General features: G+C 61.7%; 27 protein-coding genes and 1 pseudogene. 9 read left to right on the top strand and 19 right to left on the bottom strand.

Features of this window, described 5'->3' with window-relative positions:
• Positions 1–28: 28 nt before the first annotated feature.
• Positions 29–451: a hypothetical protein gene (locus U5A52_RS16005; protein WP_321935316.1), complete on the bottom strand. Its 423-nt coding sequence runs from the start codon at positions 449–451 to the stop codon at positions 29–31.
• A gap of 538 nt (positions 452–989) precedes the next feature.
• Here U5A52_RS16005 and U5A52_RS16000 point away from each other — a divergent pair.
• On the top strand, positions 990–1,757 hold the full coding sequence (locus U5A52_RS16000; RefSeq protein ID WP_321935315.1) for a hypothetical protein: 768 nt from the start codon (positions 990–992) through the stop codon (positions 1,755–1,757).
• Between the two features lie 20 nt (positions 1,758–1,777).
• Here U5A52_RS16000 and U5A52_RS15995 read toward each other — a convergent pair whose 3' ends face one another.
• Positions 1,778–2,056: a hypothetical protein gene (locus U5A52_RS15995; protein WP_321935314.1), complete on the bottom strand. Its 279-nt coding sequence runs from the start codon at positions 2,054–2,056 to the stop codon at positions 1,778–1,780.
• A 169-nt stretch (positions 2,057–2,225) separates the two neighbouring features.
• Between U5A52_RS15995 and U5A52_RS15990 the strand changes: the two genes are divergently transcribed.
• Positions 2,226–2,690, top strand: a complete 465-nt coding sequence (locus U5A52_RS15990) for a hypothetical protein (RefSeq protein WP_321935312.1) — start codon at positions 2,226–2,228, stop codon at positions 2,688–2,690.
• A 434-nt stretch (positions 2,691–3,124) separates the two neighbouring features.
• Positions 3,125–3,595 (top strand): hypothetical protein, encoded by a 471-nt coding sequence (locus U5A52_RS15985; protein ID WP_321935311.1) that lies wholly within the window; start codon positions 3,125–3,127, stop codon positions 3,593–3,595.
• A 212-nt stretch (positions 3,596–3,807) separates the two neighbouring features.
• Here the strand turns inward: U5A52_RS15985 and U5A52_RS15980 are convergent, their stop codons facing one another.
• Complete coding sequence (locus U5A52_RS15980; RefSeq protein WP_321935310.1) at positions 3,808–4,212, bottom strand: hypothetical protein; 405 nt, start codon at positions 4,210–4,212, stop codon at positions 3,808–3,810.
• A 208-nt stretch (positions 4,213–4,420) separates the two neighbouring features.
• Positions 4,421–4,708 (bottom strand): hypothetical protein, encoded by a 288-nt coding sequence (locus tag U5A52_RS15975; protein WP_321935309.1) that lies wholly within the window; start codon positions 4,706–4,708, stop codon positions 4,421–4,423.
• A gap of 740 nt (positions 4,709–5,448) precedes the next feature.
• Here U5A52_RS15975 and U5A52_RS15970 point away from each other — a divergent pair.
• Positions 5,449–6,021 (top strand): hypothetical protein, encoded by a 573-nt coding sequence (locus U5A52_RS15970; protein WP_321935308.1) that lies wholly within the window; start codon positions 5,449–5,451, stop codon positions 6,019–6,021.
• A gap of 323 nt (positions 6,022–6,344) precedes the next feature.
• On the opposite strand, the gene U5A52_RS15965 is transcribed toward U5A52_RS15970, so the two are convergent.
• The 12 genes from U5A52_RS15965 to U5A52_RS15910 form a co-directional block, all read right to left on the bottom strand.
• The gene (locus U5A52_RS15965) at positions 6,345–6,959 is read right to left on the bottom strand and encodes a hypothetical protein (RefSeq protein ID WP_321935307.1); all 615 of its coding nucleotides are present in this window, start codon (positions 6,957–6,959) and stop codon (positions 6,345–6,347) included.
• A gap of 233 nt (positions 6,960–7,192) precedes the next feature.
• A complete protein-coding gene (locus tag U5A52_RS15960) occupies positions 7,193–7,369 on the bottom strand; it encodes a hypothetical protein (protein ID WP_321935306.1) in 177 nt (58 codons plus the stop codon).
• Positions 7,366–7,851: a hypothetical protein gene (locus tag U5A52_RS15955; RefSeq protein WP_321935305.1), complete on the bottom strand. Its 486-nt coding sequence runs from the start codon at positions 7,849–7,851 to the stop codon at positions 7,366–7,368. The genes U5A52_RS15960 and U5A52_RS15955 overlap by 4 nt, the downstream gene beginning before the upstream one ends.
• 280 nt (positions 7,852–8,131) lie before the next feature.
• Positions 8,132–8,875, bottom strand: a complete 744-nt coding sequence (locus tag U5A52_RS15950; RefSeq protein ID WP_321935304.1) for a VWA domain-containing protein — start codon at positions 8,873–8,875, stop codon at positions 8,132–8,134.
• Entirely contained in the window at positions 8,866–9,915 is a 1,050-nt protein-coding gene (locus U5A52_RS15945; protein ID WP_321935303.1) for a hypothetical protein, read from the bottom strand. The genes U5A52_RS15950 and U5A52_RS15945 overlap by 10 nt, the downstream gene beginning before the upstream one ends.
• A 21-nt stretch (positions 9,916–9,936) precedes the next feature.
• Positions 9,937–10,578: a TerD family protein gene (locus U5A52_RS15940; protein ID WP_321935302.1), complete on the bottom strand. Its 642-nt coding sequence runs from the start codon at positions 10,576–10,578 to the stop codon at positions 9,937–9,939.
• An 8-nt stretch (positions 10,579–10,586) separates the two neighbouring features.
• Entirely contained in the window at positions 10,587–11,816 is a 1,230-nt protein-coding gene (locus tag U5A52_RS15935; protein WP_321935301.1) for a hypothetical protein, read from the bottom strand.
• Between the two features lie 9 nt (positions 11,817–11,825).
• A complete protein-coding gene (locus U5A52_RS15930; protein ID WP_321935300.1) occupies positions 11,826–12,554 on the bottom strand; it encodes a YjbE family putative metal transport protein in 729 nt (242 codons plus the stop codon).
• A gap of 804 nt (positions 12,555–13,358) precedes the next feature.
• Complete coding sequence (locus U5A52_RS15925; RefSeq protein WP_321935299.1) at positions 13,359–14,009, bottom strand: hypothetical protein; 651 nt, start codon at positions 14,007–14,009, stop codon at positions 13,359–13,361.
• 124 nt (positions 14,010–14,133) lie between these two features.
• Positions 14,134–17,040, bottom strand: coding sequence for a DEAD/DEAH box helicase (locus U5A52_RS15920; RefSeq protein ID WP_321935298.1), 2,907 nt, complete (start codon positions 17,038–17,040; stop codon positions 14,134–14,136).
• A 327-nt stretch (positions 17,041–17,367) separates the two neighbouring features.
• Positions 17,368–17,562, bottom strand: coding sequence for a hypothetical protein (locus U5A52_RS15915; protein ID WP_321935297.1), 195 nt, complete (start codon positions 17,560–17,562; stop codon positions 17,368–17,370).
• Positions 17,563–17,713: 151 nt separating this feature from the next.
• A complete protein-coding gene (locus U5A52_RS15910) occupies positions 17,714–18,511 on the bottom strand; it encodes a hypothetical protein (RefSeq protein ID WP_321935296.1) in 798 nt (265 codons plus the stop codon).
• 361 nt (positions 18,512–18,872) lie between these two features.
• On the opposite strand from U5A52_RS15910, the gene U5A52_RS15905 reads away from it, so the two are divergent.
• On the top strand, positions 18,873–19,112 hold the full coding sequence (locus U5A52_RS15905) for a hypothetical protein (RefSeq protein WP_321935295.1): 240 nt from the start codon (positions 18,873–18,875) through the stop codon (positions 19,110–19,112).
• Between the two features lie 128 nt (positions 19,113–19,240).
• Positions 19,241–20,044, top strand: a complete 804-nt coding sequence (locus U5A52_RS15900) for a hypothetical protein (protein ID WP_321935294.1) — start codon at positions 19,241–19,243, stop codon at positions 20,042–20,044.
• Positions 20,045–20,131: 87 nt separating this feature from the next.
• Here the strand turns inward: U5A52_RS15900 and U5A52_RS15895 are convergent, their stop codons facing one another.
• The 3 genes from U5A52_RS15895 to U5A52_RS15885 form a co-directional block, all read right to left on the bottom strand.
• On the bottom strand, positions 20,132–21,178 hold the full coding sequence (locus U5A52_RS15895; protein WP_321935293.1) for an AraC family transcriptional regulator: 1,047 nt from the start codon (positions 21,176–21,178) through the stop codon (positions 20,132–20,134).
• A gap of 740 nt (positions 21,179–21,918) precedes the next feature.
• Positions 21,919–22,566: an RES family NAD+ phosphorylase gene (locus U5A52_RS15890; RefSeq protein WP_321935292.1), complete on the bottom strand. Its 648-nt coding sequence runs from the start codon at positions 22,564–22,566 to the stop codon at positions 21,919–21,921.
• Positions 22,563–23,207, bottom strand: a complete 645-nt coding sequence (locus U5A52_RS15885) for a hypothetical protein (RefSeq protein ID WP_321935291.1) — start codon at positions 23,205–23,207, stop codon at positions 22,563–22,565. The genes U5A52_RS15890 and U5A52_RS15885 overlap by 4 nt, the downstream gene beginning before the upstream one ends.
• A 33-nt stretch (positions 23,208–23,240) precedes the next feature.
• Here U5A52_RS15885 and U5A52_RS15880 point away from each other — a divergent pair, with 33 nt between their 5' ends.
• The 3 genes and pseudogenes from U5A52_RS15880 to U5A52_RS15870 all read left to right on the top strand — a co-directional run.
• Entirely contained in the window at positions 23,241–23,459 is a 219-nt protein-coding gene (locus tag U5A52_RS15880) for a hypothetical protein (RefSeq protein ID WP_321935290.1), read from the top strand.
• A gap of 65 nt (positions 23,460–23,524) precedes the next feature.
• Positions 23,525–23,719, top strand: coding sequence for a hypothetical protein (locus tag U5A52_RS15875; protein ID WP_321935289.1), 195 nt, complete (start codon positions 23,525–23,527; stop codon positions 23,717–23,719).
• A 238-nt stretch (positions 23,720–23,957) separates the two neighbouring features.
• Positions 23,958–24,224: pseudogene (locus U5A52_RS15870) on the top strand (helix-turn-helix domain-containing protein); the annotation flags it as partial.
• Positions 24,225–24,363 lie beyond the last annotated feature (139 nt).

Genomic DNA, 24,363 nt, shown 5'->3' with positions numbered 1-24,363 from the left:
ACAAACCCTAGCGGATTGGTTTCCGCCATCAGAAGCTGATCTCTTCAAACGTCGCTGAACCAGCGTCAGATTTGCCATCCGCCGCCGTGATGCTGACGTGGAGCGTCTCGCCGGTCCTTTGTCCGGCAAGCACCGTGCGCGCGAATGCTCTTGCCTGCTCGACGCCTGCTTCCACTCGCGCGGCCGCGCTCGCGTCCCCGCATTGCGTATCGCTGGACGATGCAGCGCGTCGGTGAATCGTCGCGGCAACATAGTCATAGCTCTCTGCGGCAGGTCGTGCCTCGAACCCCTCACGCCAAATGGCGTTCTTCTTCGCGTGCCCATTGCGAATCTGGGCGCCCGGGCCATAAAACGCCATGAGCGCCGCGCCCGCAGCAGGATCAACGCATGACCCGACGTATTGCCCTGCTGGGTCATAGACCTTCATCCATGCAACGGGTAGCTTGCTCATCGTTTTCCGATCGAACACTGGGGTGTGACCACATTTCCGGAGCTTTGACGAGAAAGCATCGTCATCGCATTTCCGGGTCCTCGATGATGCTCCATTTTAGTATCACCATGATACTTTTCAAGATGCTTTTTTACTTCTTTCATGAAGGGAAATCGATGCGCTGCGTGTCGATCGCTTCGGGGCGAATTTGATGCGGGCTCCGACGGCGTACTGTCGCGGCTCCCCTCGGTCCTTGCCCGACGATGAGTATCATCGCGATACCACCCGACAACCAGTGACCTTCACGCGCGAAGTATCACCGTGATAACGACATATCCGATGATTTCTTGAGCGAGTATCGTGTAGTGGACCGCGCGCACATCCAGTTCCGCACGTCCCTTTTCACTCTAGTGACGCGTGCACATCACTGCACGCCGCGCGACGGTTCTCTCGAGCTCGGTGACACAAACACGCCGCCGCGACCCCAACTTGCATTCCCATTTCCGCGGGCGAGGATAGAGCCATCTCGCATCTACCGTTACCAACAGCGGAGAAGTCCATGGAAATCGTCAAACAGCATCCCGAGGCGCAACACAACGCCGGTGCGGGCCCCTCCCGCCGACGCCTGAGCCACCGCCCCGTCGAAGTCAGCGCCCACGCGGTGGGACGAACCTTCAGGCGCTCGTTCCTCGACCCGGACCGCGTCTGCGTCATGATCGAAAACGGCGGGGCAATCGTCCTGCCCTGGACCATGCAGGCCGAAGGCGGTGAGCGCAGCTACCATCTCATCTACGATCCCCAGCTGGGTGATTTCGTCGTCGCAGTAGTTGCCAGGAACATGCGCGATCTCTCAGGCTTGCGCATCGTAACGATGCTCACGCGCGAGCAGGTCGAGCAGGATATGGGTCCTTTGCCCGTACGACATCTGCGCATGGCGGCAAGCCGCGCGCTCGACACGGAGGCCTTCCTCGAATGGGAGAACACCAACCCCGACGCCCGCACACGAGCGCCGCACTACAGCATTCAGTCGTTCTACCGCCGTGAGGAACCGTCGAGCAGAACGTACAAACGCCCTGCGCATACGACATTCCATGGGGCGCCGCTCTGTCGCGAGTTCGTTAATCGCCACGGGATCTCGCAAGCTGCTGGCCACCCTGGGTTCTGGGAGTGGTACGGCCGCAAGGCAGCGGAGGCGGGTTTGCCCGTCGATCGGGTGGTCGCGCTTCGAATCGAAGACACGCAGCGGGTCGAGCTCGATGCCAATGCGCCCGCGCGTGCGTGCCCGCACTGCGAGGCTCGCAAACCCCTCTTCGGATTTGCGCATTGATGGGGATGTTGCAGTGGTCGCTATTCGCTCTGGGCGGGGCGCGGAGCCCGGCGGCGCGCGGTCTTCGTTACGCTCTTCGTCGCGCTCTTCCTGGTGCGCGCCTGCCGCGGCTGCACGCGGCATGAAGCGTAGTACTCCCCGAGCAGCGCGACGGCAGCCAACGTGACTCCGGCCGGTGCGCAGATCCACCACGAAAGGCCGTGGGCTCGGCAGATCAGCAGCAGCATCACACCCAGAACGGCGATGGCGAGGCTTGCAAGCGTCGTCCACGCGGGAGCGTTGTACTGCGGATCTTGCACCTCGTTTCGTGTGCCTTGCTCGCCCCCTGCCCGCCGATTGGCGCCGCGCTCGAGCAGCGCGCGGGAATTGGCGTGCTTCAGAGGCGGCTTCTTTTGAGACGAATGGTGTGAATCGGGCATATTTTTATGCTCAACGCAATTTCAGACAATCGTGTGGGGAAGACCTAGCATGACAGACCAGCAAGACGACCAGAACAATGCCGCGCACGCACCTACGCTATGGGACGCCTTCGAAATGGGCTTCCAGCTCCGCTCGGCGATGCTTGGCCACGTGCTTGATGGACGTGACGTTGGGCGCCTGACAACGTGCGAGTTCTGGCACCCCTCGATGTGCGAGATGCATAAGGATACTGACCTCCACGTCGGCTTGTCCGTGGGAGAGGCTATCGTGAAGCTCAAGGCTGAGGTCCGTCGACGCCTGAGCGCATTCGACGCTGCATCCCCGTCAGCGAAGGCAGACGAGACCACGCGAGTGGCCCAGGCCCGCCGGGACGCCTTCAACGAAGCCGCGAGCGTGGATGCGAAGGTCATCGCGATGCTGCTGGCTACGGGCAAGGTGACGCGCGAAGATGTTGATATGGCGCTCGCGAGAGTCGCCGAGATGCCTGAGGAGGCCCCCGTGTATTCCTCCTGAACCATTGCATGCCAGGGCGCTGTCGCGCGCTGCGCCCACACGTGCTGCTGCTGGCTGGCGGCACACGCACCCCGAGTCACGCAGTCGCGTAACCCGAGCGCCTCAAGCCTTCACGGCGTACACAACGACGGTGCGCTTGAGTTCCGGGACAAAGGCGCCCCATCTAACCCGGCATTCTACCGACGCCCTGTCCATGGGCCCGGTACGATTCGCTGCAGGCATTGCGTCAGCGACTGGCAGCCCACGATTGTTCAAGTGCCTGATTTCACAACCAGCGGTCGCTTGCCGATTTCACCAGTTACGACTTCGGGAGCGTTCGCGGCAAGTGCGCGTCGCCAAATCAGGCGCCCCAAGCCGCACCTGCGTCCTCGCCGGACTTCACTTGTGCGATCGACGCCGGATCGCCCGCGTTTTCCCTGAACTGGAGACTCGAGATGGCAAACAACCGGAAAGGCCAGCCCTTGCGCGAGGCGCGCCTGGTCATCAACAGCATGAGCCTGATGGATGGCCTCAAGCAGGTTCTCAAGGACGATCTCGTGGCCGGCCTCGTTCCGCGCCTCGAAGCGGCGTTCGACGGCGAGTTCATTGACGCCCTGTCGTTGCTCGCCCCACTCGTGATCAACGTCACTGATCTCGAGATGGCGCTGAGCGACACGTTCGCGTATCGCGGCGTCTTCCAGTATGAGGTCGTTCAGGAGCTCGGTATCGCGCTCGCGGAGATGCTGCAGGGGCGCAAGTACGAAGGTTCGCCTGACGCCCTGTTGCGCGACGCGACCGCAAAGCTCGTGACGCTGACCGCGGCGTTCATATCTGCGGCGAACCGCGATGCGACTGAGGCGAGCATCCTTGAGGAAATCGCTCGGGTCGTGAAGCACGTGGAATCCGAAGCAGCTGAGCCGGCCTGACCGGCGATGTCCATGGGCCGCCCTCAATCGCGATGGCTACGTCTCCTTCCCGAGCCCGCCACCGGCCGCCAGTCGGCACAGCGCCTTTCGCACCACGCAGCCGATCGCAGCACACTACGTCCGGCGCGGGGGGCGCGCGCTATGCTCCCGGCTGAACTCGCAACGTTGCCATGCGTCCGCTCCATCAATCGACGTGGCTGCGTGCAGGTGCCTTACCTTGCGGCGTCGCCCCCGCCAGCCTTCTCCGAAATGATCGCGGATCGCTTGAACTTCCGGGCGAGCTCGCGCACGGGATAGTTGTCGAACCCGGAGATCAGTTCTTCGGTCAAGCCGGCATTCCGCAGGTTGCGGCGGGCGAACGAGACGGCCTGGGTGAAGATTCCCGCGCCCACGACGACAAGGAAGACACCTGCACAGGCACAAGCAGCTGGAACCCAGCGTGGCACCGCCAGATCGCCAGGTGATATGACAAGCGATCGCGTGATGAATACCGCAGCGACACACATAGCGAGCGCAACGATCGAATGCTTCGCATACGCATAGCGGCGCGTGCGTGCCTCGATGTAGGCGTACATGGCGCTGATCTGCTCGTCCGAAAATTTCATATCGTTCTGCATCGAATCCCCGATTCCCCCTTTTACCCTTGTTCCTTTCCCCGGGCTCTGGTCGTTCGCTCCGGTCTTCGCCCCAGAGCCGGGAACGCACAATGTTGTTTTTGCGCGGGCCTCGCGCTGCTCCGCGGACGTCGCCCGGCGCCATTCACCAGAGACTCCCCTCCGAAACACGGCGCTGAGATCAGCGCTGCCAAGATGTCCCCCGTCCCCTTCAGGGACGGTGACGCGTGTCGATCAGGTTGGCATCGCGCAAGCCTCGCAGGCACCATCCTGCCCCCACAAGGCCGAGGAGGATCGCCGGCACACCGATCACCCATGCGCGGTACAAAACACCCAGCAACAGGCCGATCGTCGCGATGGCAGCCATCGGCAGCAGCGAAACCACCTCATGCTTCATTCGGCTTTGCTTCTCGACGACGAGGTCGAACACGTGCTCCTGATAGAACTGCTCTTTCCCCTGCATTGTCCTGCCTCCGTATTCAGCTTGTTGCTTTGACACGCCGGCGCTCTCCCGGAGCAGTTGCGGACCGTACGCGAGATCCGCACCCAATCCAATGCTCGCAGGTTAGCGCCTGGGCGTGACCGGTTTTCCCCGGGACAGTCTGTCGAACCGCTTTCGGGCCCGCGCGATACAGAAGCGCCCAAAGGTCCTGCCGATGAGCGTATCGGCGTGCCACTCACTGAACGACCACGAAACGCGCTCCCCTCCTCCTGCGTCGCACCTGACGCTTCGACTAATCTCGGCGCGAAAGTGCCGTCCCGACGGTGTGCTGCCGCTCGCGCTCCACGACGCGTACAACTCAACGAGAAGCGCCAGCGCCACAACGATCGCAAAGGCGAGGACCGTGACCTCCCAGGTGTCCATATCGCAACGCTCCAATTTCCCGCACTTATCGGTGGGCCACCCTGCTACAGCGTGGCGTCGCTCGCGGAATCGCGTATCACAGCGACTTTGACTCCCCCTTCTCGACACCCGGTCGCGCTGTGCAGGTGTGAGCGCCTCGAGATGCCGCGCCCGGGCATCAATCCACGCCCTATCGCTCGGTTGTCATGATGCGGATCCTACCGGAGTGCAAGTACCACAACAACGCCAAACGCGCGGTTTTGCGGTAGAGAGGCGCAAAAGCGGCGTTCCTTCTCCCGCATTCGTCCACGGTACGGCAGCTTTGCCCGGCTACCATCAGGCGCGTCGGCACATGCCGGGGCCTCATTCTCGTGATGATGGAAAGGGAAAAAAAAGTGAATACCGTCGAAAAGCCGAAAGCGAAAGCCAAAGAGTTGTCATCAGGTGCGCACCGCGCGCGCAGCGGCACGTTTCTGCTGGCCGTGGTTGTGGTGATCTACTGCTTCGTAAAAGTAGCCTTTATCGAGCCGGCGAAAGCCAGACGTGAAGCCAACGCTGCAGTGGTTGAGCATTCGACCGCCGCAGTCACGTCTGCGCTCTCAAACTGGTCGTACACCGAACCTTCCCCCAGGAGCCTGACACCCGATACGCACTGGAGCGGACGAGACGCACGAGTCGTTGGGGTCTACGAGCAAGATGTCGACTCGACGAGCCTGATGGGCAAGCAGAACAAGGCGTGGATCGTCATCGCGAAAACCCGGAGCGGCCGCTACTTCTCCGTTCAATTCGAGCTCTGCGAGCGCTGCCAGGTGGACGCAGACGATGTTGGCTGGAAGCGCCTTTTTGTTCACGGATTTCAGCCCCTCACCGAAGAGGTAGTGAGGGACAGTCTCTACCGAAACAATCTGCTTCGGGAGTACAAGGCAGAGTTCGGTACCGATGCACCGCCGCGGACCGTCGAAGGCTGACGACCGCATCAGCGGTATCGAGCAGGACGAGAACTGAAATAACCCATGCGGCCGCAAGAAAGTGCCGCATACCTACGGGTGTTGAGCGGATCGCGCGATAAATTTTGTGCGCGCGCACTTCACGCCCTCTTCGGCTCGGCCGCGCCGGGTTAGGTGCACCGCCCTCGCCCATCCGGGATAGCACCGCGCGTCCGCGTAGCGCGGAACACCCTGCCTTCCCGGTGGATGCCTCAAGCAAGCACTTAGCCGTGCCCCGGCACGGCAAAATACATGCAATCGAGTCCCCGCGCCCGTACGGGCGCGCGGGGACTCCTGCTGTTCGACTAGCAGACAGTTGCAAGAGCCTCCTCATACTCGGCGACCGTGCCCAGCGCTTCGTCATACGCCCGTAGCACATCGCCGTACTTGAGAGGATTGCCCGATTCACGATTCATCGGACTGAACCAGCCTTTGATGCATACACCGGCCGCCTGTGCCGCCAGCAGCCGTCGACGATTGGTTGAGATCAGGTTTCCGTCATTGCCCTCGTTCACATGGATGTAAGGCGGCTCGTGCCCCTCCTGCGTCCACTTCAGATAGCGCTGATACGTGACGTGTTGCTTGATGCCGCTTTCCGCTTCGGACATCACAAGCGTTGCTGAATCGAACTCACGCAGATAGTCGACATAGGCCTGCGACGGGTCGCACGCATACGAGGGGATCTTCGCCGCGCCGGGCGCGAAGCGCGGGAATGCGACGATCTCGCGAGCATTCGATGGCGCGAAGAAACGATCGCGGTGTTTCAGGTCCTCCACACGCAGCGTGACCAGATCTTCGACAGCCCGTACCGGGATTCCAAAGCGATTTCCAACTATGCGCAAGGCTTTCGGGTCTGCCGACCGCACTGGCGTGGCGACGTGCACAGGCAGGGACGAGACAGAGGGGGATTGCGGGTTCATGGTTCTCTCCTTTATGCCTCGGCGAGGCTTGATGAAAGGAGATACGGCGCTTGTCGGTCGATTCGATCGAGAAACAATAGTGAGGGGTTCGGCCGGCCTACCGCGCGCAGGCGCGCGTGGAGACGTGGAGGGAAAGCGTACGCGCCGCGCCTCGTCGGGAGCAGTGCAGGGGCCGCATTGAAGGATGTCGGCGCATCGGCTTGCTCCTCCTGAGAGAGAGCAAGCCGCGGCCATTACACCTGGATGGTGATTTTCGAGAGCATCTGCCGCGCCGCCTTGAGCGCCTCGGTCCGCGTGATGCCGGGCTTTTCGCGCTGAAGCTCATTAGCGAGGCGGGATTCCTCCCCTACCCGCGCATCGAGCTGGCGTCTCACACGCTGCTCGAGCTTGTGACTGGGCAGCGTTGTCATGCGTCTTCCTTGCTGGCGGTTCCCTGCGCACCGGCCGACGCTGGCGTCGTGCCGACGTAGTCCAGCAGGTCGGTACGCACGATGAGGATGTCATCGCCATCGGCGTAGTTGCCGGGAATTACCCAACCCGGGATCCCGGACGCCTCGACGGACTCGCGCATTTCCTCGACACCGGTCACCGCGATATCGTGCTCGTCCGCCAGCTGCGCCATCGCGCGCTGGGACGAGACGAGGTGCAGCTCGAGGTCTTCTGCCAGGGCATATTCAATGACACGCTTCGTGCCACCCCATCCGCCGGGGCGCGTCGCGAAGTACTGTGCGACACCGCGCGAGCTTGAAAGCCACGCGGGGCCGTTCAGGCTCTCCGTGGTCTCGTCGAAGTCGTCACAATCCGTGCCGTGAAAAAGCGCCGTCCCCTTCTTCAGGACCGTCATGTTTCCTGCGGACTTCATCGTGGATTCTGAATCGTTGCGTGCGTTCATGGATTCTCCTTTATCGTGCCGCCGGTGCGGCGTTGATCAAAAGGAGGAGCGAAGCTCGGGTGAAGCCTTGACGCTTCAGCCGAACGATGTCGGCTCGCGGAGATGAGCCCGTAAAACGAGGGCCGTTCGATAGAGACGCAATGCCGATTTAACGGCTGAGCGCAGAATACCACAAAGCAGCAGGCTTCTTGCCTCTGGGGGCGGTGCGCCGTCGGCCGACCGTCATCGGGGCGGCCCCGGTGGGGGGCCGCCACCCCAGTTCGGCGACGCCCCCAGCCAATTACGACTTCAGCCAGTCGATCAGTTCATCAGTAATCAGCGCTTCGTTGAATTCGTCATCGGTCAACTTGACGAATTCGCGCAGGTTGGACACGCCGTAGAAACCGACATTGCCGAACATGTTGCCCAGCTTTTCGATGAAGGGGAATTTCGTTCCCTGATTCGAGACACCGAGGAAAATGAAGTAGACCTCATCCTTGCGCTGCTCGGACGCACGGAGCACTTCGATCGTGCGGTCTTTGTCGTCATTGTCGCCGTCCGTGATGACGATCACGAGGCTCTTGCGCTTCTCGCCGCTCGAGATCACGCGATCCTTGTGGCCGAAGAGCTTGCCGATGAAGCTGGCCTTCTCGACGACCTGAGCCCAGCCGAAGTGCGCGAGGTACCGCTCGACCACGTGCGAATAGTCGGTGCCACCATTCCACCCGTCGACGCGCCCGATCACCTGCTTCTTCACGAAGCCTTCGAGGTTTTCAACCGTGATCGGACCGACATCGTGCACATGGTGCGGGCCGTCCGAGAACGTGAAGCAGTCGATCTTCTTGTCCGGATCGAAGGCGAGTGCCCACGGGATCAGGCGCGTGATGAGGGTGTTCGTGATGCCGTCGACGTGCTCGTCCTCGAACGACTGGGACACATCGAGCCCGATGCCGACCTCGAGCTCGGGCGGCGTGTGAATGCCCGCCTTTTCGAGATTGAGTCGGAGGGAGGTGGTAGCCTTTTCCAGATTGAGAGTCAGTGCCATGTACGGCTCCTTTCGAAGAGTTGGGTGAGATTGCTGAGGGCCTCGCGTGCGAGGTAGCGATCCGTGTCAGTCGGCTTGTCGGGCAGCGCAGCGATTTGCGTCACCACCGACGGTAGCTTCACGAGCACGCCGTCCTGAATCAGTACGACGAGTTCGCGTAGCCCCGCTTCCTGCTGCTGGAGAATCAGGCGGTTATCCTGTGCCAGCGTCTGCGACGCCGTCAGCGCGATCAGCCGTGACTGAAGGAGATGAGCCGTGTCGTCTCCCGTCATGCTGTCGAGGAGATACTGGCCCGCGAGGTAGTGCGACTCCAGTTCCTCCACCGCGGCAACGTAGCGAAGGCAAAGCCCGGCAATGCCGTCGAGCATCCGCCGCACGTCACTTCCCGTACGGTCCAGCAAGGTCTCGAGACGACCGATCTCGGGTGAGTGTTGCTGCCATACCGCGTGAGCCGACTTCCGGAAAAAGCCTCCTTCCATCGAACCCAGGACCTCGCTGAGAATCTCGTGCAGGCGCGCCAGATGCGCCACGGCGTCACGGCGGGCTGAGGACTCGAGCAGCGCGACCTGGTCCTTCAGCGTTGCGTTGACGCTCGATTGCTGAGCCACCGCGAAGGTCAGCCAGTCCGTGCGGCCCGAGCCGCCGCGCGCGCCTCCATGGCCGAGCAAGACGGCGCGAACGCGCGCCAGCATGTCGGGTTTGACATCCGGGAAACGTTGCGCCAGTGCCTCGAGCGGCACTGCCTTCGCGACCGGCACCCCACCGATACTTGACACCGTGAGAGGCATCGCAGGCGCGTGCAGCACGGAAGGAGCTTGCCTATCCACCACCGGGACCGGAGCCCCAGCCCCGATCCGCGTGGGCGTAATCCCCTCGCTGCGCGGCACCGGCACGCCGGCGGGCGCGGCAGGCTGCGCGAGCGGCATCGACGTCGGTTTCATCATGGTGGGCATCAACGACGGCGTCGGCTTCTCCTGGCTGTCGCCACAGGACTTGCCGCCGTCGTTGCCGCCGCCGATCGTTGTCACCGGAATGACCATTGCCGAAGTGCCCCCGGCGAATCAGGAGAAGTGCTCGAGCACGCCGTTGAAGTCGACGTTGAAGCCCGCAGCAGTGCCCGCGAATGATGACGCGCCGCGGCTGTCGATCACGATCGATCCCATGTGAACGCCAACGGACTGCCCGAATTCGGTCGAAAGTGATGCGTTGAGCAGCGGATTGCCGTCGCCGTCCTCGACGATCACGCGAGGGTTTTCGACCGAGCTGAAGGTCTTGCCCGACGACTGGGGGTGAATCATCGCGATCAGCGGAATTTCGAGTTGCCCGTTGGTCGGTGGCGTGAGCTGGTCCGGCTTGATGACGACGTACTCGTCGTCGCCGTCCGCACTGCCGTCGCGGGCGTCCGGACTGTGCACGAGCGCGCCGCCTCGAATCGAGAACGTCTTGTCGGCCGCGAGCGGGAGCGTGCCCACGTGGTCGCCACCAGGCGTGACGCGCACCACGTTGTAGGTCGACAGAATGTCATCGAGAGTGGACACCTTCGCACCCGCTCCAGTGTTCGTCGCCACGAACGCGTGCAGGTCGAGATCGGTCTTCCCGTCCCAGGACAGGCGGACCTTGAACAAGGCACCCTTGCTGAGATTGAGCGCAAGCTTCGGTGCTTCGTCGCCGGGTTTGGTCAGGTTCAGAACGAGCGAGCTCATGGATTTCCTCAGTAGGTTTGCGGCACGAGCGGTGCCGCGGGGTTGACTTTCATGCCGAGCACCAGAAGGTCCTGGCGCACACCGGCGAGGGTGTTACGGGCTTCTTCGAATTTCGCCTGGTTGGTGACCCGGGCGTTGTCGACGATCGTTTGTAGCCCCTGCGTGTCGGAGACAATGCGCTTGAGGTTGTTGGCCTGCTCCACCCGGTTGTTACCCGGTGCCGTCGCCGCCGTGCTGACGACGCCCTGCATAAGGTGGGCACGCACTTCCTGCAGGTTGTTGTCGAGGGAAGCGCCCGTCTGGGCGAGACGCTGGACGTTCTGGATCATCTGCGTCCCGTGGATCGTGATCAGCGTCATTCGGATGCTCGCAAACCGATCTCCCATCGTCGTGACCACTTCCTGCACGGTCGAAATGGCGGCGTTCTGGACCTGCCGGATCACGATCTGCTCGGAGGGCATGCGCGTCATCATCGTTTCCCGCGCGACCGAGACAGACTCGAGCGACTGCAGCTTGTCCTGAATCTCCTGCTGCAGAGCGAGATCCGGACCAGCGGCGGCCAGCAGCGCCGGCGCCTCGGCCTTCGCCTTTTTCAGGACGTTCTGCAGAAAGACCGTTTCCTCCGCGAACGCTACGAAAATGCCGCGGTACTCGTTCTTCAGGGCTTCGAGCTCGAGCTGCTCCGTCCCGAGCTTCTTCAGCTCTAGCGCGAGCGTGCCCTCCATGTCGTTCACGACAGTGGACAGCGCCTGTGATTTCATCTTCGCGAGCCGACTGAGCTCGTCGTAGACGCGGTCCATTGCACGAACAAAGCTTCGCTTGTTCATCGCTCCCGGCAGCCTTCCTCGAATCCGGTCGAGGAAGCCCGGCTTCGCGTTCAGGATGTTGTCCGCGAGTTCGCCCAGCCGCTCTTTCGCGACGGCCTCATCGAGCGCGGGAATCAGCTTGAATATCTGGGGGTTCTCTGCCCGGTTGATGCGGCCAAGGTAGTCATCGAGAACGCGGTTCAGTGCGAGCGTTGGCTCGGCGCCGAGCACGGCGATCTGCTGCTGCCCGGTACCCGCGAAGTCAAACGCTGCAACACGTTTCTGGATCTTCGCGATTTGTTCGGGGTGGAGCTGAACCGGAAAGTTCGCGGGCAACGTGAGGCCCTGGACCGCGTCGATCGGACCGGGTGAAAGCGTGGCGGCCGGCGCAAGAGACTGTAAAGACGTCACGCCGAAGCTGGTCGGTTGCATGGAGGCTCCTTAAGCTGCGGCGTCGGCCTGTTGAGGTTGCTTCTGCCCAGCACGGCGACGCATGAAGTACGCGGCGCCCACGACGAGTACGAAGCCTCCGAGGTTAGCCAGCGGGACGGCGTAGCCAGCGATCGGGAGCGTGGCGTAGTCGGCGTAGCGCGAGAGAAAAGCATCGGAGAGGAGCATTTCCGCGCCGACCCACCCCAGGAGGCCTCCCCCGAACCACACGATCACCGGGAAGCGGTCCATGAGCGACGTCAGGACCCCAGCGCCGAAGACGATCACCGGGATGCTCACGCAGACGCCCGCGACCGCGTACAACGTGCTGTGCGCGGTCGAACTGTGCGCGGCGGACGCAACAGCGAGCACGTTGTCGAGGCTCATCATCAGATCCGCTACGACGATCGTCCAGACGGCCGCCAGCACCTTGTCGTATTGCTTCACGTTCGGATCGTCGTCCTCGCTCGCAGCCAGCAGCTTGTAGCCGATATAGAGCAGGTAGACGCCCGCGGCGATCTTGAGATACGGAATGTCCATCAGGTAGTCCGCCGCTGCGAGGAGCACGCCTCTGAGCACAACGGCGCCGAGCGTCCCAAGCAGCAAGGCACGAAGCCGCAGCGCAGCCGGCAATGCCGCACACGCCAGCGCGATCACGACAGCGTTATCGACACCGAGCATGATGTCGAGCACAACAATCTTGAGAATCGCACTCCAGTCGATCACGGAAAGGAAGGTCATAAAGGCCCCGTTCGTTGAATAAAACATCAGTTGAATTTCAGGGCCCAAGAACGAAGCCCTCCGGTTTCAAGGCTGGCGACGGACACCACCGAGCAGGGCGCTGCGCTTCTCGAGGTTCCTGTGCACGCTTGTCATGCCATCTCTCTACGAGACAAGAAGTTCCGTGTTCTCGCCTCTAGATGAGAATTTCCTCGTGGCCCGCTAACTGTCCATTAGGTATCCTGACTGCTTAACTTCGATTCCTGTCGCGCGGAGCCCTTCTCTTCTTTGCGAGTGGCTCACAGCCGAATGCGCTCCCCTGTCACTCGACCACATTTCCCGTGGAAGATGCGTGAGCGACCTTCAAGAAAGGCTCTTCCGAACCAGTACGGATGTTCGTCGCGAAGTTTTAGGGGGGAGCGAAAACTTTTCGAAAGGCAGGGCACTATTGCGAACGGATCAGGACATGTACGTCCGCGCCCCAAGGCAACTCACCCCAACAGATGAGCGGAGCTACTCTCGTTGGCGTAGTAGCCAAGGAAAGCGCGATAGAGGATGAACTTGGCGCCCGTCGCAATGGACTAACCCCGGCCTTTTGGGCGGACCTATGGACCTGTCTCGAAGAGCGATGTAGGTGCGCGCGTGCGGGCTGCCTGAAAACCTGGCGCTGGGAAACCATCGACGCAATCGGTTTGTGCGGCGCGCCTGATCGGCCTTCTGCGGTTCATCGCGATTCGATTCGTCGAACCTGGCTCACATGCGCTGCCACTTCCGAGTTGAGAGGCGCCCTGTTCGCTTGTCAGTCCCTACCCACCCCTGCCAGCCCTATCCGCGCGCCATCATTATCTCGCGGTCGTGTTCCAGGATACAGACTGCGGCAGGCAGATTGCTTGCTTCCCAGATATCAATGGCGGCCTTGAGCACCTTGCGCGCCTCTGCAGCATCCCCATGCTGAAGTCGCTGGGCCAGGGCGAAAACGTCGCCAACCCATCGGATGGTTTGACCATGCGCAATCTGGCAGCGCCGAAGAGCATCCTGGAGAGGAGGTTCGACATTGCGCGCGATGCGATCGATGTCGAAGGCCAGACGCATTACATCCGCGAGGTCGAAAAATCTGGCATCAGGAAGCTCATATCCTGCCTTCCTGATTTCGTCTGCGTCCCTCAGTGTCAGCCACCCTCCCGTCGCGTCCCGGACGTCGATCGGGAGGTTCTCCAGCCATTTGGTCTCGCGCGTATGCCCCACCGCCCGCTCGGCCTCGTCGGACAGTCGCATGAGCATCTCAACGGCCAACGGGTTAAGCCTGTCGATCAATCTTAGACCGGCCTCGTAACTGGTCTGGAGTCGGTCGATTTCGACGAAGATCCCACGGTCCCTGTCGGCGAGTGCTCGGCTCATCCATTGCAGGCGCTTGCACAGATAGAAGCAGGCTAGGCACAAAATGACAAAGCACACCGAGATAAACCACGCAAGCATGTTGGTCCTCAAATATATGGTTCGTGCGAATCTGCCGGGCGGGTTGGTGATCACTGACGGATACAAAACGAAAAGGAACCCAACAGATGTACACCAGCATTGATCGGCCTTCTGGACGCCCTGGCTACGCCCCCTTGGGTTTGACGAACATGAACCCGGCCGAATCGAGCAAGTTATGAAGCTCCTTCTTCAATTTGCCTTTTTTATAAAGTCGGCGGATCTCTGCTGACCAATTGACGAGATCGCCGTCCGGGCAGTCGATCCCAACCCATCCGGTACCGGATGTTCTGAGGTGCTTGAGAAAGCGATCAATCATCTCGCGAGTGTCATAGCGCTTATTCACCTCCCACGGGAATCCGATAGAGTCGAGAAGGGCGATGCGATCGGCGCTAAGAGTACCGGTCTTACGCGCGTACCTGGAGTTGTTCGCAAAAGTGGCAGCCGGATGGTCCTTGGGGAACGCGAACTTGTTCCTTTTTTCGTTGCTGGCTACCGCCTCCTTGAACGCCTCAAATCGGAACATCCAATCCTTTGCGATCTCCCAGGGGAATCCGATGGAGTCGAGAAGCGCGATGCGCTCGGCACTAAGAGTTCCGCTCTTTTTATCGTACCTGCATGCGTTAGCGAAATTGCTGGCCGGGTGGTCCTTGGGGAAGGCGAATTTGTTCTTCTTCCCGTTACTGGCGACGGCGTCCCTGAACCACTGAAACCGGCGCATCCACCTGGGCTCCGCCGTCCACGGGAATCCGATGGAGTCGAGAAGCGCAATTCGATCGGCGCTGAGCGCTCCCGTGTTCCGCTCGTTCCTGCACCGACTCGTAAAAATGTAAGCCGGATGGCCCTTGGGGAATACGAACTTGTTCACATTCACGTTATTGGCGACTGCGTCCTTATACGCATCAAAGCGGAGACGCCACTTGTCTGCGGCCTTTATGGGCGGCGTGAGGCCCAAGCTGACCAGCGCATTGATCTGATCAGGCGTGTGCTCGTTCCACCGGTTAAATATTGCCTTGCTGGCGGTTTGGAAGCGTCCGCGATCCGGATGTGCCAACGGAAATCGCGCTTTCGAGAGGCCGAGTCGGTCGCAGTTCTCCCGAAATTCTCGATAGTCGGCGATAAAGTTGTCCACCAGGCTTACCCGGTCCCGGAAGTCAAATCCGGCCTCCTTGAGTTTGCGTTCCCGCTCGGCCGATAGTCCATCGTCGCGCTTCGCGGTTCGAACGTTATTGATCCAGTTCAAGATGCCCGTTGGAGTCGGCCTCGGGGAGCCCGATATTGTCCACCGTCGCCAGGCGTCAAACTTTCCTTCCCACTTCGCAGACAAGACCACCGAGGGGAGCCCGAGCTCGATGAGCCGCTTGCTACGCTCCTTGCTTAGAGTTCCGGTAGCAATCCTCCTGGCCTGCAAGTGCAGCCACTCCCCCAGCCCGAAGTCCGTTGACGTGACGTAGTCCCGTGGCACCTCCAGATGGCCATTCGTAGCCTGGTGGATCTGCGCCTCTCTAAAGTTCGACTCCCAATCCGACTCGCGGGACAGTCCGACTCCGAACCCCTTCGCTACCCGCGCCGAGATCGCGATCCTCAGTCGTGCGACGATGTCACTCGGCGCGAAGATATCAATCTTTTCGGTGAGTTCCCTAAGAGCCCTCCCCTCAGACGTCACATCCCGCCCACTCGGACTCAGGAGAGGCGCGAAATCTTCGTCGATCGACGCCATCGCGTATAGCAGGTCGAGCACGTCAGCGAAATCCGCGCCCGCGACGGCCGCTTCGATGTCGTCGGGAGCAGCCGCGTTCAGATAGATGGGAACAAAAATATATCCGAGCGACTTACCGGTCATCGGGTTCAGGCGCAACGTCCTCCCACAGATCTGGGCAAGTTCGATCGGAGCACGCCTGGCAGACATCAGTCCGACCACCTCGATTTCGGGCATATCCACACCTTCTGCGAGGCAGCGCACGTTGGTCGCAATGGCGTCAGTCGCGTCGCGAAATTCCGCTATCGCCGCGTCGCGCTCACCCACCGTCATCGATCCATTCACGTGGACGGCCTTGATCGGTGCCCCCTTGTGTTCGGCCTTGACGGCGTTGCTCAGCGCAGCGAACTTGCGAGATGCAAGAACGTTCCGGTGAAACGTGATGGCCTTTGTCGCACCGACCTCGGCCATGGCCTTTTGAAATGCGACGAGCGCCGCTACTTCGGGCGTGTCTGTGCTGCCGGAGAAATCTAGAAAGACCGGGCCAGTTGACTCAAGCCAGTGGGAATGCACGCCGGCGCGCGGATCAACGCAGGCGATCACAACGCGATAGTCGCAAATCAGTCCTCGCTTGATTGCCTCGCGCAGGCCAAGCCGATAAGCGGTACGCCCGTAGATCGCCTCGTCATCCATCGATATCACAGCGGGGCCAGACGAGGTGGTTCGTTGCACGAACCGTGGCGTGGCAGTCATGAACAGGCGCTTACGCACCGGGATGTGGGCATCGTCGAGCGCCAGGGTGAATTCCCGCTCCGCAAGTCCAGTTGTACGATGCGCTTCGTCGAAGATGCCGAGGTCGAATTCGAAGCCCTTTGGCATTACGTCTGCGATGACAGACGAGGACTGGTAGGTGGAAAAGACTACGAGACGCCGCCGGCCGTTGAAGAAGTACGGGCGGGCGACGTCCGGATCTGTGGTCACCGGGATATTCAGTCCATCGAGGTCGATCCCGGAGTTCCGGTCGTCGCCATCCTTGCTCGGGACAACTGATGCGTCCGAGCAAACGCAAAGCGCGTTGGCCATGCGCATTGGATACTGAGCTTGCCACGTGCGTATCGTCTGCGCGATCAACGCGAGCGTGGGCGCGAACACGATCGTAAAGCGCGCGTGCATTCTGGCGTCGACTTCCGAGCCTACGAGCGTCTTTCCGGTGCCGCACGCCATTACGGCCGTGGTTTGATCTGCGATCTCGAGTTCCGTACACACCGCGCTAACGCACTCGGCCTGGTGCAGCCTCGGCGGTAGCGCCTTCGTGAACGGCGGTCGGTTTCCCATACCTTACGGGCCTCGAAATGGTCTCGGTACCCGTACGGCACTTGGAAGGGAAGTTTTAGGGGGCCGCTGCCGATTGCAGGCAAATCCCGCTTGCGCCGGTTTGACGGAGCATCGTGCGAGAGAATGCGGGGGCGGACGCCCGGACGGCCGGTCCGCGTAGTCTCATCCCAGAGTGCGAAGCGCGTCGTCCACGACGTCGACGGCGGCAGCCCATTGAGAAGCGGATGGAGGCTGGCGGTCGCAGGAGTAGGCGTCGCCCGCCTGATGGGCACGCTGTCGGGGGAGCGAAGGGGGCGCTCGGGCGCGCGCCCCATGGCGAGGTACGCCCTACTGCTGGGCGGGCGCGGCCGCGACGTCAACGGCGCCGTGTTCACGCGAACGTTCGCCCTCGAAGTATTCGCGCAGGCGCACGAAGAACGGGTGCACCGCTTCGTTGAAACGCCGTGCGCGCGCCGGCGTGATCGCCCGGTACGCGAGCGTGACGGTGGCAATGATGACGATCGTCTGGATGAGACAGTTCACAATTCCCTCCTTACCCGATGAATGTGGTCGCAACGACCGGCGTGAAGCTAGCCGACAACAGGACTGTACGCTTTCTCCCGGGACCCGCAATGTTGGCTGCCGTACCCCGCCAGGTGGTGCTTCATTCCTCAACTGCCGCTCTCTCAGCGCGTCACCCCGCCGCGCTCGGCTGCAGGCCCCTCAGCCGTTGGGCGTAGATCCTATAGAGCCAGGCTGCGCACGCCCCACCAATGCAGGCGCCCGCGACATCGGCGAGCGCCTCGAACAGCGCGGAGATCCCTCCCGGGCGCGCCATCGCGAGGGGCGTGTGCATCGCGATCCTCGCGAGCAGAAGCAGTGGCAACGTCGCGACCGCCTGCGTGAGCCACAGTCTCCAGAAACGCCCCCGAGAATCGCGCCAAGCTTCGGCGATTCGCACGCTTCCCCCGATCGCGACGTGCGTGGAAAGCAGGCTTAGGCGCGTGACAAGGAAAATGCCGAGGAACTGAGAGACGATAGCGGCTCCGCCAACCAGCAGCGGCACTGACAACGGCGCGTGAACGTGAGACAGCATCAGGACGAACACCACGCCGAGCGCGAACACGACGGCAATGGCTGCGAGCACAACCAAAGCAAACAGCAGCGCCCACGTCACGCCCAGATAACGCCAGAAGCTGCGTCCGAAAAGGGGCTCTGGAACAGCCGGTCGCTCCGGAAGCAGGAGGAAGCGCAGGACGTCCACCGCGAGCGCGGCGACGAAGCCGAACCTCACGACCTCGAATACCGCTAGCGGCACCCAGACGAGAAACCGGAATGGAGGATGTGGATGCGGGCGCAGGATTGCTTCGACGTAGGGCGCGACCCACGACGGCAGAAAGAAGGCCAGCACGAGCAGCGGGCGCAGTCGCATGTAATTCAAGCCGTCGGCCCACGCGCCCCGCACGCATCGCCAGAACGTGAGGTTCTCCACCGAGCGTCTCCAGTGCGCCGCCGCGCGCGGCGCTTCACACGGTTCTTTTGCCGAACGAGCATGGCCCCCTCGGCCGGCCGGATTGTCCCACGCACGGTTGGGCGACGTGTGCTCGCTCGCGCACTGTCGGTGACAAAAGCCGCGCCGGACGTTGCAGGATCTGATGCGGAGAGGGGGGGTTCATCATCCTTCAGTAAATCCGATACCCCCGCTTACGATCCCACGGACACCCCGTCCCGCAAGGATTTCACGCCTTAGGAGCATCTTAGATAACCCTTAGAGATTCTTATGCTGACGTAAAATGTTGTTGCATGCGGGATACGCGCCTCTTATACTTCGGCGTCCAACAAGGAGAAGCGAAATGCCAAAGTCCCCTGCAACCATCGCACAGGAAATCTCAGACCAGATGCGCAAGCAAGGCGCACAGGCCTTGACCTATCAGTGGAAAGACTTCTACAAAGCGACGGGCCGCGAGCGAATCAAGGAAGCATTCCAGGATCAGCTCACCCACAGCCTCGCCTCGAGGAGCCTTCTGATTGCATATGGTCGAGCGGTCGTCGTCGTGTGTCAGGACTACAACTTCAATCCGGCCCAAGGCTAGGAGCGATCCTCGGGAAGCGTCCAATCCGGGCACGCGCCCCATGCGGGGCATCGTGACCAATCGTGTGTGAAGTCACGCCGGGCCAGAACATCGGGCTGAGTGCCGGCGACCTAAAACGAAGTGAAAACATGAAAATCAAGGTCGGGGATTTTTACTACGGCGCAGCGTTGGCGCAGATTGCGGCGCATCCGGTTCTTTCCCACGTGCATTCGGTTGCCGGAAAGGAAGGCTACTACCAGATCAACGGCGACAAGCGTCTGCTCATCAAATACGCGACTGCTGATCGCGGAACATGGCGTTTTACGGTCCGCCCCGATGATCTGACGGATGTCAGCTGGTCCGCGGACTATATCGTCTGGTTTGCACTGGTTTGCGGCGAAGAAACCATTTGCCTGCTCAACGATGAGGAGGTGCGAGAACTCGTTGACGTCGAGGCGTCTGGCAGCCAGTGGATCTCCGTCTCGTCGAGCAATGGCACGAGCATGAAGGTTGCGGGAACGACAGGCCGCCTGAAGCACAGGATCCGGCACAACGCATTCCCGCACAAGCTGCTCACGGACGGCCCTGAGCCCAACAAGTACTCGTGGCCACCGCTCTCCCGCCTGCAGTTCTACACGACCTGGCCGCACATCGTTCGCAGCACGGTAGATCCCTTCTTCGACCTGTCCGATGCGCTCACGGGCGACATCGGTTTCGGCGACGAGAAGACCGTCTACATGGGACTGTGCACTTACAGTCCTGACTGGTCGGTCTGGGACAACTCCACCCTCAAGAAGGTCGAAAAGCACATCCGATACGACCTTAACTTCGACGGCTTCGATGTTGCTATTGAGCGCGCTAGTCCCGAAGTTATTGAGCAGGGAAGCGGCCTCTTTGTCCAGCGGTGCTCCGACGAATTTTTGTGGAAGCTGACGATCACCGTCAGGGAATAGCGCCGCCGTGCTGCAAATGCGGCCGTCCCGACGAGTCCGGTCGGCACTGGGACCTTCCTCGCACGGGACAGCGGTCATTTGTAACCATTACGCCCCCGTAGGCAAAAGATACCCGGCCTGATTATGCAACCGCACGTCCTGAGGTGCCATACCATAGGCGCGTCTAAAGGCACGGGTGAAGTCGGACGCGCTCGTAAAGCCGTGGGCATACGCGACGTCCTTGACTGGCACTGCCGGCCACGCGACCAGTTCGCGGGCGGCAGCGCGCAAGCGGACGTGTCTGATGTACGCGGCGAGGCCGCCGTCATGCTGAAAAAGTCGATACACCGTTGGTCTGGAAAGACCAAGCGATTCCACGACGCTGTCGGGCGAGAGGCTGTCATCATGCAGGTTCTCGCGTACGTAGCGCCGCGCCTGATCGAATGCGATCGCACGTCCAAGCGACGGCTTGCTGCCTTTCAACCCAGCCTGGTCAGCGAACGCATCCGCGATCAGTAGCACCAGTTCCCGCAGTACGCGGTGCGCATCACCTGCAGCCATGTGGTGGATCCGCGCAGCGAGTGACATGACGCTGTCCGTGAGAAAGCGCACGACCGGCAGGAGGGGCGAGAGCATGCGCCCATGTAGCGCCGATGGGTCCGGAAACACGTCGCACAGCAACGAGCCTGGAAGGAAAATCGTCACGTGCCGGCAGGCGGCTCGCCTGAACTGCATTGGCTGGTCGAGGTCGATGGCGAAGATGCCGCCTTCGAGCGCCGGGTCAGTGCGCTTTTTGCCGGCGTAGATAAGCTCGTTGTCGGGCGCGCGGTCGAAGAATATGTGGAACACGATGCTGCGCGCGTCGTCCCTGGAAATTCTCGCGATCGTGCGGTCCTGCGTGATGCGATCAGTGAAGCAGTCCGCGAAAAGGAATTCGCCCACGGCATAGCGGTCGATCCGGCCGCGAAACGGCTGTCCACGTCTATCGCGCGTTGTTAGTAGGTCGGCGACACCGATCATTCGATCGCACCATGCGCCGAGCTGCTGATGAGCGGGCAGCGCGCATACATCGAACCGCTGATGTGCAATCTCGAGTTGGTGAGATGGCTCCAGTACAACAGGCAGGTCCAGATAATGTGTCTTCACGGTGGACATGAATAAGTCTCAGTACGTCAGCGGAGGCGCTTCCGCAATCGCTGTCGCGCGCGGTCATGCAGAGTATCGCGCGACGAATTGGGTAGTGGCCAAAATGACCGCGTGTGGACCGCGTTCTGCTCAACGGTCGCGGCGCGAAAAAATGAAGGTCTGCCGGCGACGACGTCGATATTTGTCGGCCCGCTGCCGCGCGCCGCCCCAACAAAGCGCCCCACCCGACCCCGCTCACCCCGTTCGAAACGTGAAAAGCGCACCCGCGACGCTGCGGCGCTGGATAGACGCTCACCCGCACGTCGTAAGAGTGTTCGACTGCGGCGACGGCTACGGAACGGAGCGCGGATTCGCCTACGACACCCTGCTGCGCGCCGGGCTGGCGCCAGGGCGACGACTTCGTTCACACCTTGATCGCAGGAGGTTTCCACACTGCCTCGGGATCCACTCATCCTTCGCGCCTCGCCCAGCAACTGGCAGGCCACTACATTTCACCCACCGCTCGGCCTCCCTCAGTCGGTCTGGGTTGTTATGGTGTCAGTGTTTTTCACCTGCATCATGGCAGTCCTAACGTTGTTTGTATGGAAAGGCTGGATCTCGGACGAAAAGAGCGAGATCGCAGCGGACGTCGTCAAGGGCGTCATATGTCTCGGTGTCGGTGTTTTCTTCGGAACCTTTGCGGGCGGGTATTTGCTGTAAGGCATAAGGGCAACGTGCGCCCCGAACAAGGCATCGCGACGGGCGCTACTTCAGACCGTCGCAATCCCCAAGCTCGCGGCAAGCGTGAGCACCTTGCTGCGGCACGGCTGTGCCGCCAGCAACTGATCATCTAGCAATTCGAATGGATTCGCGGGGTCCGCAAGACGCTGGCGGATGAGCATCACGCAACGTCCCACGTCGTGCCTGCGCGATCCATACGCGATCGCCTGCGCGTCCGATCTCTGTTCGATTGCTGCCTGCGCCCACTTGCGCGTCTGTCCGTAGAAGGTGGGAAGGCTGTCGACGAGTTGCGTGCGGGTGAGTCCCAGCTGCGGCAGGAACGCACTGTGAAAGCTCACGCATGACAAGTCACCTCGGAACCGTACGCGGGCGATCCGAAAATACTCCAGCTTGTCGACATCGAAAGCGCCCGCCGGCGCGAGCGGCAGGTCGTGGAAAACCGACTCCATGATCGCGCAGTCGAACCTGCTCGCCGCGTACCACGTATGCGCGGGCTCGCCGCCAGGCAACGTGATCGGGGCGAACCGCGTGTCGCCCCATCCTTCAGAGAAAGTGAGCGCCGTGTTGGCGTGCGGAGACGTGGAGTAGACGTGGAACCACTCCGGAACATCGGCGCGCGTGACCGTTTCCACGACAAAAGACTCGGCTGGGCCTGGGTCGGGGATCACGAAGCTCACGCCACGTAGCTCCCGTGGTAGCGCCTCGCCGCACCAATGACGTCCTCGCGCCTGTCGAGCGCGTCCTTAGGTGCCACCGGTCGACCTTCGTCGTCGCTGATCCAGCCGTTGGGGAAATGGAACCACGCGGCGATCTTCCAGGTATCTGCGAGCGGTCCGAGCGCCTCCAGGATCTCACGGATAATCGGCAAAGGCTGACTGAACGTGTCGAACTGGTAGGCGGCGAAATACTCCCGCCCATTGACGCTCACGCTGTAGACGCGATCGCGCCGCTTCCAGTCACTCGCAGGCTGAGACTTGCTCGCCGGCGGGGTTTTCTGAAGCGCGTTGATGTCCTCGGCGGTAAGCCACTGGCCGTCGTCGAACACGGTGCGCATGGCGTCCTGGCGTCGTCGCCGCTCAATCAGCAACGACTCGTCCGGCTCGGCGATGCTTGTCACGAGGCGCGCGATGTCGTCCGCTCGCGTAAGCAGATCCTGGCCGGTTTTCGGATCCGACAGAACGAGGCGGATCGCCTTTTCAAGACTTGCCTGAACGGCTCCGGTCAGAGCGAGGTTCGCGCCCACCGGCAGGTCGACACTAAACTGCACGCGGCGCTGGTCGCCTCCCGGAGCACCCGAGCGCATATTTCCCATGGGCATGGCGCACTCCAAATTAATGACGATATTGACGACATGATAGACCTAATTGGCAATCTCGTCACTGATCGGGTTCACGCCGCGCGACGTGCTCTGTGCTGGGCAAGCGTCGCGGGAATTGAGCGGCGCGAGCGCTCCGCCGCCAGCGCCCGCGATATTGCGCCGCTGCGCGACTGCGCGACGTTTGTGGCGTGGCGCGCACTCGCGCAGGCCGCGCGCTCGCGCTCGCGCACGCGCAGCGTGGCACTTCCCTAGTGCCGCGCGCACGCCCCTAGCGCGAGCAGGCCGCGCGCGCCGCGCGCCCGCCGGCGCTTCCTACTATGCGTCCTCGGCGCGTGCCGGTGCTCGCGCGCATACCGCGCGCGGTGGTGCGCGAATCCACGCGCAGATTGGGCGCGGCGCGCGCGGGCGCGCGGGCGCGCGAGGCCCACTTCATCTGCGCGGCCACGCTCTTGCTCGCGCATCTGCGCGGCGCGCGCCGCGCGCTGCTCGCGCATGCGTGGGCGAAGGAATAAAAACCTTGCGATCGCATGTTTTTTGCAATTCTCGTGGCCGTACAATGGAAAAACCGTGCGATTACACTGTTTTTCAGTTGCGATGGCCTTGGAAGGCGCAAAACCATGCGATTGCAATGTTTGGCACCTTGAAATCAGGAAATCAGGCACAATCTCTTCGTTCGCAAGGTTTTTACATCGCACCGAGACCCCGACCGCCACTGGCCGACACCCAGCACAACACGAGGCACTTTTAGACATGCACTACACCATCGATCGCGCGTCCGACATCGGCGGCATCATCCGGGCGGCGCGCAAGGCCCAGCAGCTGCGGCAGGACGATGCCGCGGGCAGTGTGGGTGTGAGTGAGTCGTTTCTCGGAAAGGCGGAAGCTGGCGCTGCGTCGATCCAGTGGGGCAAGCTCTTCCAGATCCTGGAGGGTCTTGGGGTACGGGTGAGCGTCGACATCCCGGACGCGGATGAGGGCCTCCTCAAGACGGAATCGGAAAAGGCGCGGCACCGCGCCGCGGTTCGCGTGTTCCTCGCGTTGGAGCAGCAGAGCCTGAAAGAAAGTCGAAACGACGAACCGAGTTCGACAGACACGCCGGACGCCAGCACTACCACCTTCAAGAATGCTCGCTCCAACAAAGGGGCCGCCGTCGCGG

This window comes from Paraburkholderia sp. J8-2 (genome assembly GCF_905220195.1).
Lineage (GTDB): Bacteria > Pseudomonadota > Gammaproteobacteria > Burkholderiales > Burkholderiaceae > Paraburkholderia.
This window is presented reverse-complemented; position numbering and strand designations above follow the sequence as displayed.

Excerpts from the sequence above, each read along its gene's own strand:
- U5A52_RS16005 (WP_321935316.1), bottom strand. The coding sequence starts at position 451 with ATGAGCAAGCTACCCGTTGCATGGATGAAGGTCTATGACCCAGCAGGG.
- U5A52_RS16000 (WP_321935315.1), top strand. The coding sequence starts at position 990 with ATGGAAATCGTCAAACAGCATCCCGAGGCGCAACACAACGCCGGTGCG.
- U5A52_RS15990 (WP_321935312.1), top strand. The coding sequence starts at position 2,226 with ATGACAGACCAGCAAGACGACCAGAACAATGCCGCGCACGCACCTACG.
- U5A52_RS15985 (WP_321935311.1), top strand. The coding sequence starts at position 3,125 with ATGGCAAACAACCGGAAAGGCCAGCCCTTGCGCGAGGCGCGCCTGGTC.
- U5A52_RS15980 (WP_321935310.1), bottom strand. The coding sequence starts at position 4,212 with ATGCAGAACGATATGAAATTTTCGGACGAGCAGATCAGCGCCATGTAC.
- U5A52_RS15965 (WP_321935307.1), bottom strand. The coding sequence starts at position 6,959 with ATGAACCCGCAATCCCCCTCTGTCTCGTCCCTGCCTGTGCACGTCGCC.
- U5A52_RS15960 (WP_321935306.1), bottom strand. The coding sequence starts at position 7,369 with ATGACAACGCTGCCCAGTCACAAGCTCGAGCAGCGTGTGAGACGCCAG.
- U5A52_RS15955 (WP_321935305.1), bottom strand. The coding sequence starts at position 7,851 with ATGAACGCACGCAACGATTCAGAATCCACGATGAAGTCCGCAGGAAAC.
- U5A52_RS15950 (WP_321935304.1), bottom strand. The coding sequence starts at position 8,875 with ATGGCACTGACTCTCAATCTGGAAAAGGCTACCACCTCCCTCCGACTC.
- U5A52_RS15945 (WP_321935303.1), bottom strand. The coding sequence starts at position 9,915 with ATGGTCATTCCGGTGACAACGATCGGCGGCGGCAACGACGGCGGCAAG.
- U5A52_RS15940 (WP_321935302.1), bottom strand. The coding sequence starts at position 10,578 with ATGAGCTCGCTCGTTCTGAACCTGACCAAACCCGGCGACGAAGCACCG.
- U5A52_RS15935 (WP_321935301.1), bottom strand. The coding sequence starts at position 11,816 with ATGCAACCGACCAGCTTCGGCGTGACGTCTTTACAGTCTCTTGCGCCG.
- U5A52_RS15930 (WP_321935300.1), bottom strand. The coding sequence starts at position 12,554 with ATGACCTTCCTTTCCGTGATCGACTGGAGTGCGATTCTCAAGATTGTT.
- U5A52_RS15925 (WP_321935299.1), bottom strand. The coding sequence starts at position 14,009 with ATGCTTGCGTGGTTTATCTCGGTGTGCTTTGTCATTTTGTGCCTAGCC.
- U5A52_RS15920 (WP_321935298.1), bottom strand. The coding sequence starts at position 17,040 with ATGGGAAACCGACCGCCGTTCACGAAGGCGCTACCGCCGAGGCTGCAC.
- U5A52_RS15905 (WP_321935295.1), top strand. The coding sequence starts at position 18,873 with ATGCCAAAGTCCCCTGCAACCATCGCACAGGAAATCTCAGACCAGATG.
- U5A52_RS15900 (WP_321935294.1), top strand. The coding sequence starts at position 19,241 with ATGAAAATCAAGGTCGGGGATTTTTACTACGGCGCAGCGTTGGCGCAG.
- U5A52_RS15895 (WP_321935293.1), bottom strand. The coding sequence starts at position 21,178 with ATGTCCACCGTGAAGACACATTATCTGGACCTGCCTGTTGTACTGGAG.
- U5A52_RS15885 (WP_321935291.1), bottom strand. The coding sequence starts at position 23,207 with ATGCCCATGGGAAATATGCGCTCGGGTGCTCCGGGAGGCGACCAGCGC.
- U5A52_RS15880 (WP_321935290.1), top strand. The coding sequence starts at position 23,241 with ATGATAGACCTAATTGGCAATCTCGTCACTGATCGGGTTCACGCCGCG.
- U5A52_RS15875 (WP_321935289.1), top strand. The coding sequence starts at position 23,525 with ATGCGTCCTCGGCGCGTGCCGGTGCTCGCGCGCATACCGCGCGCGGTG.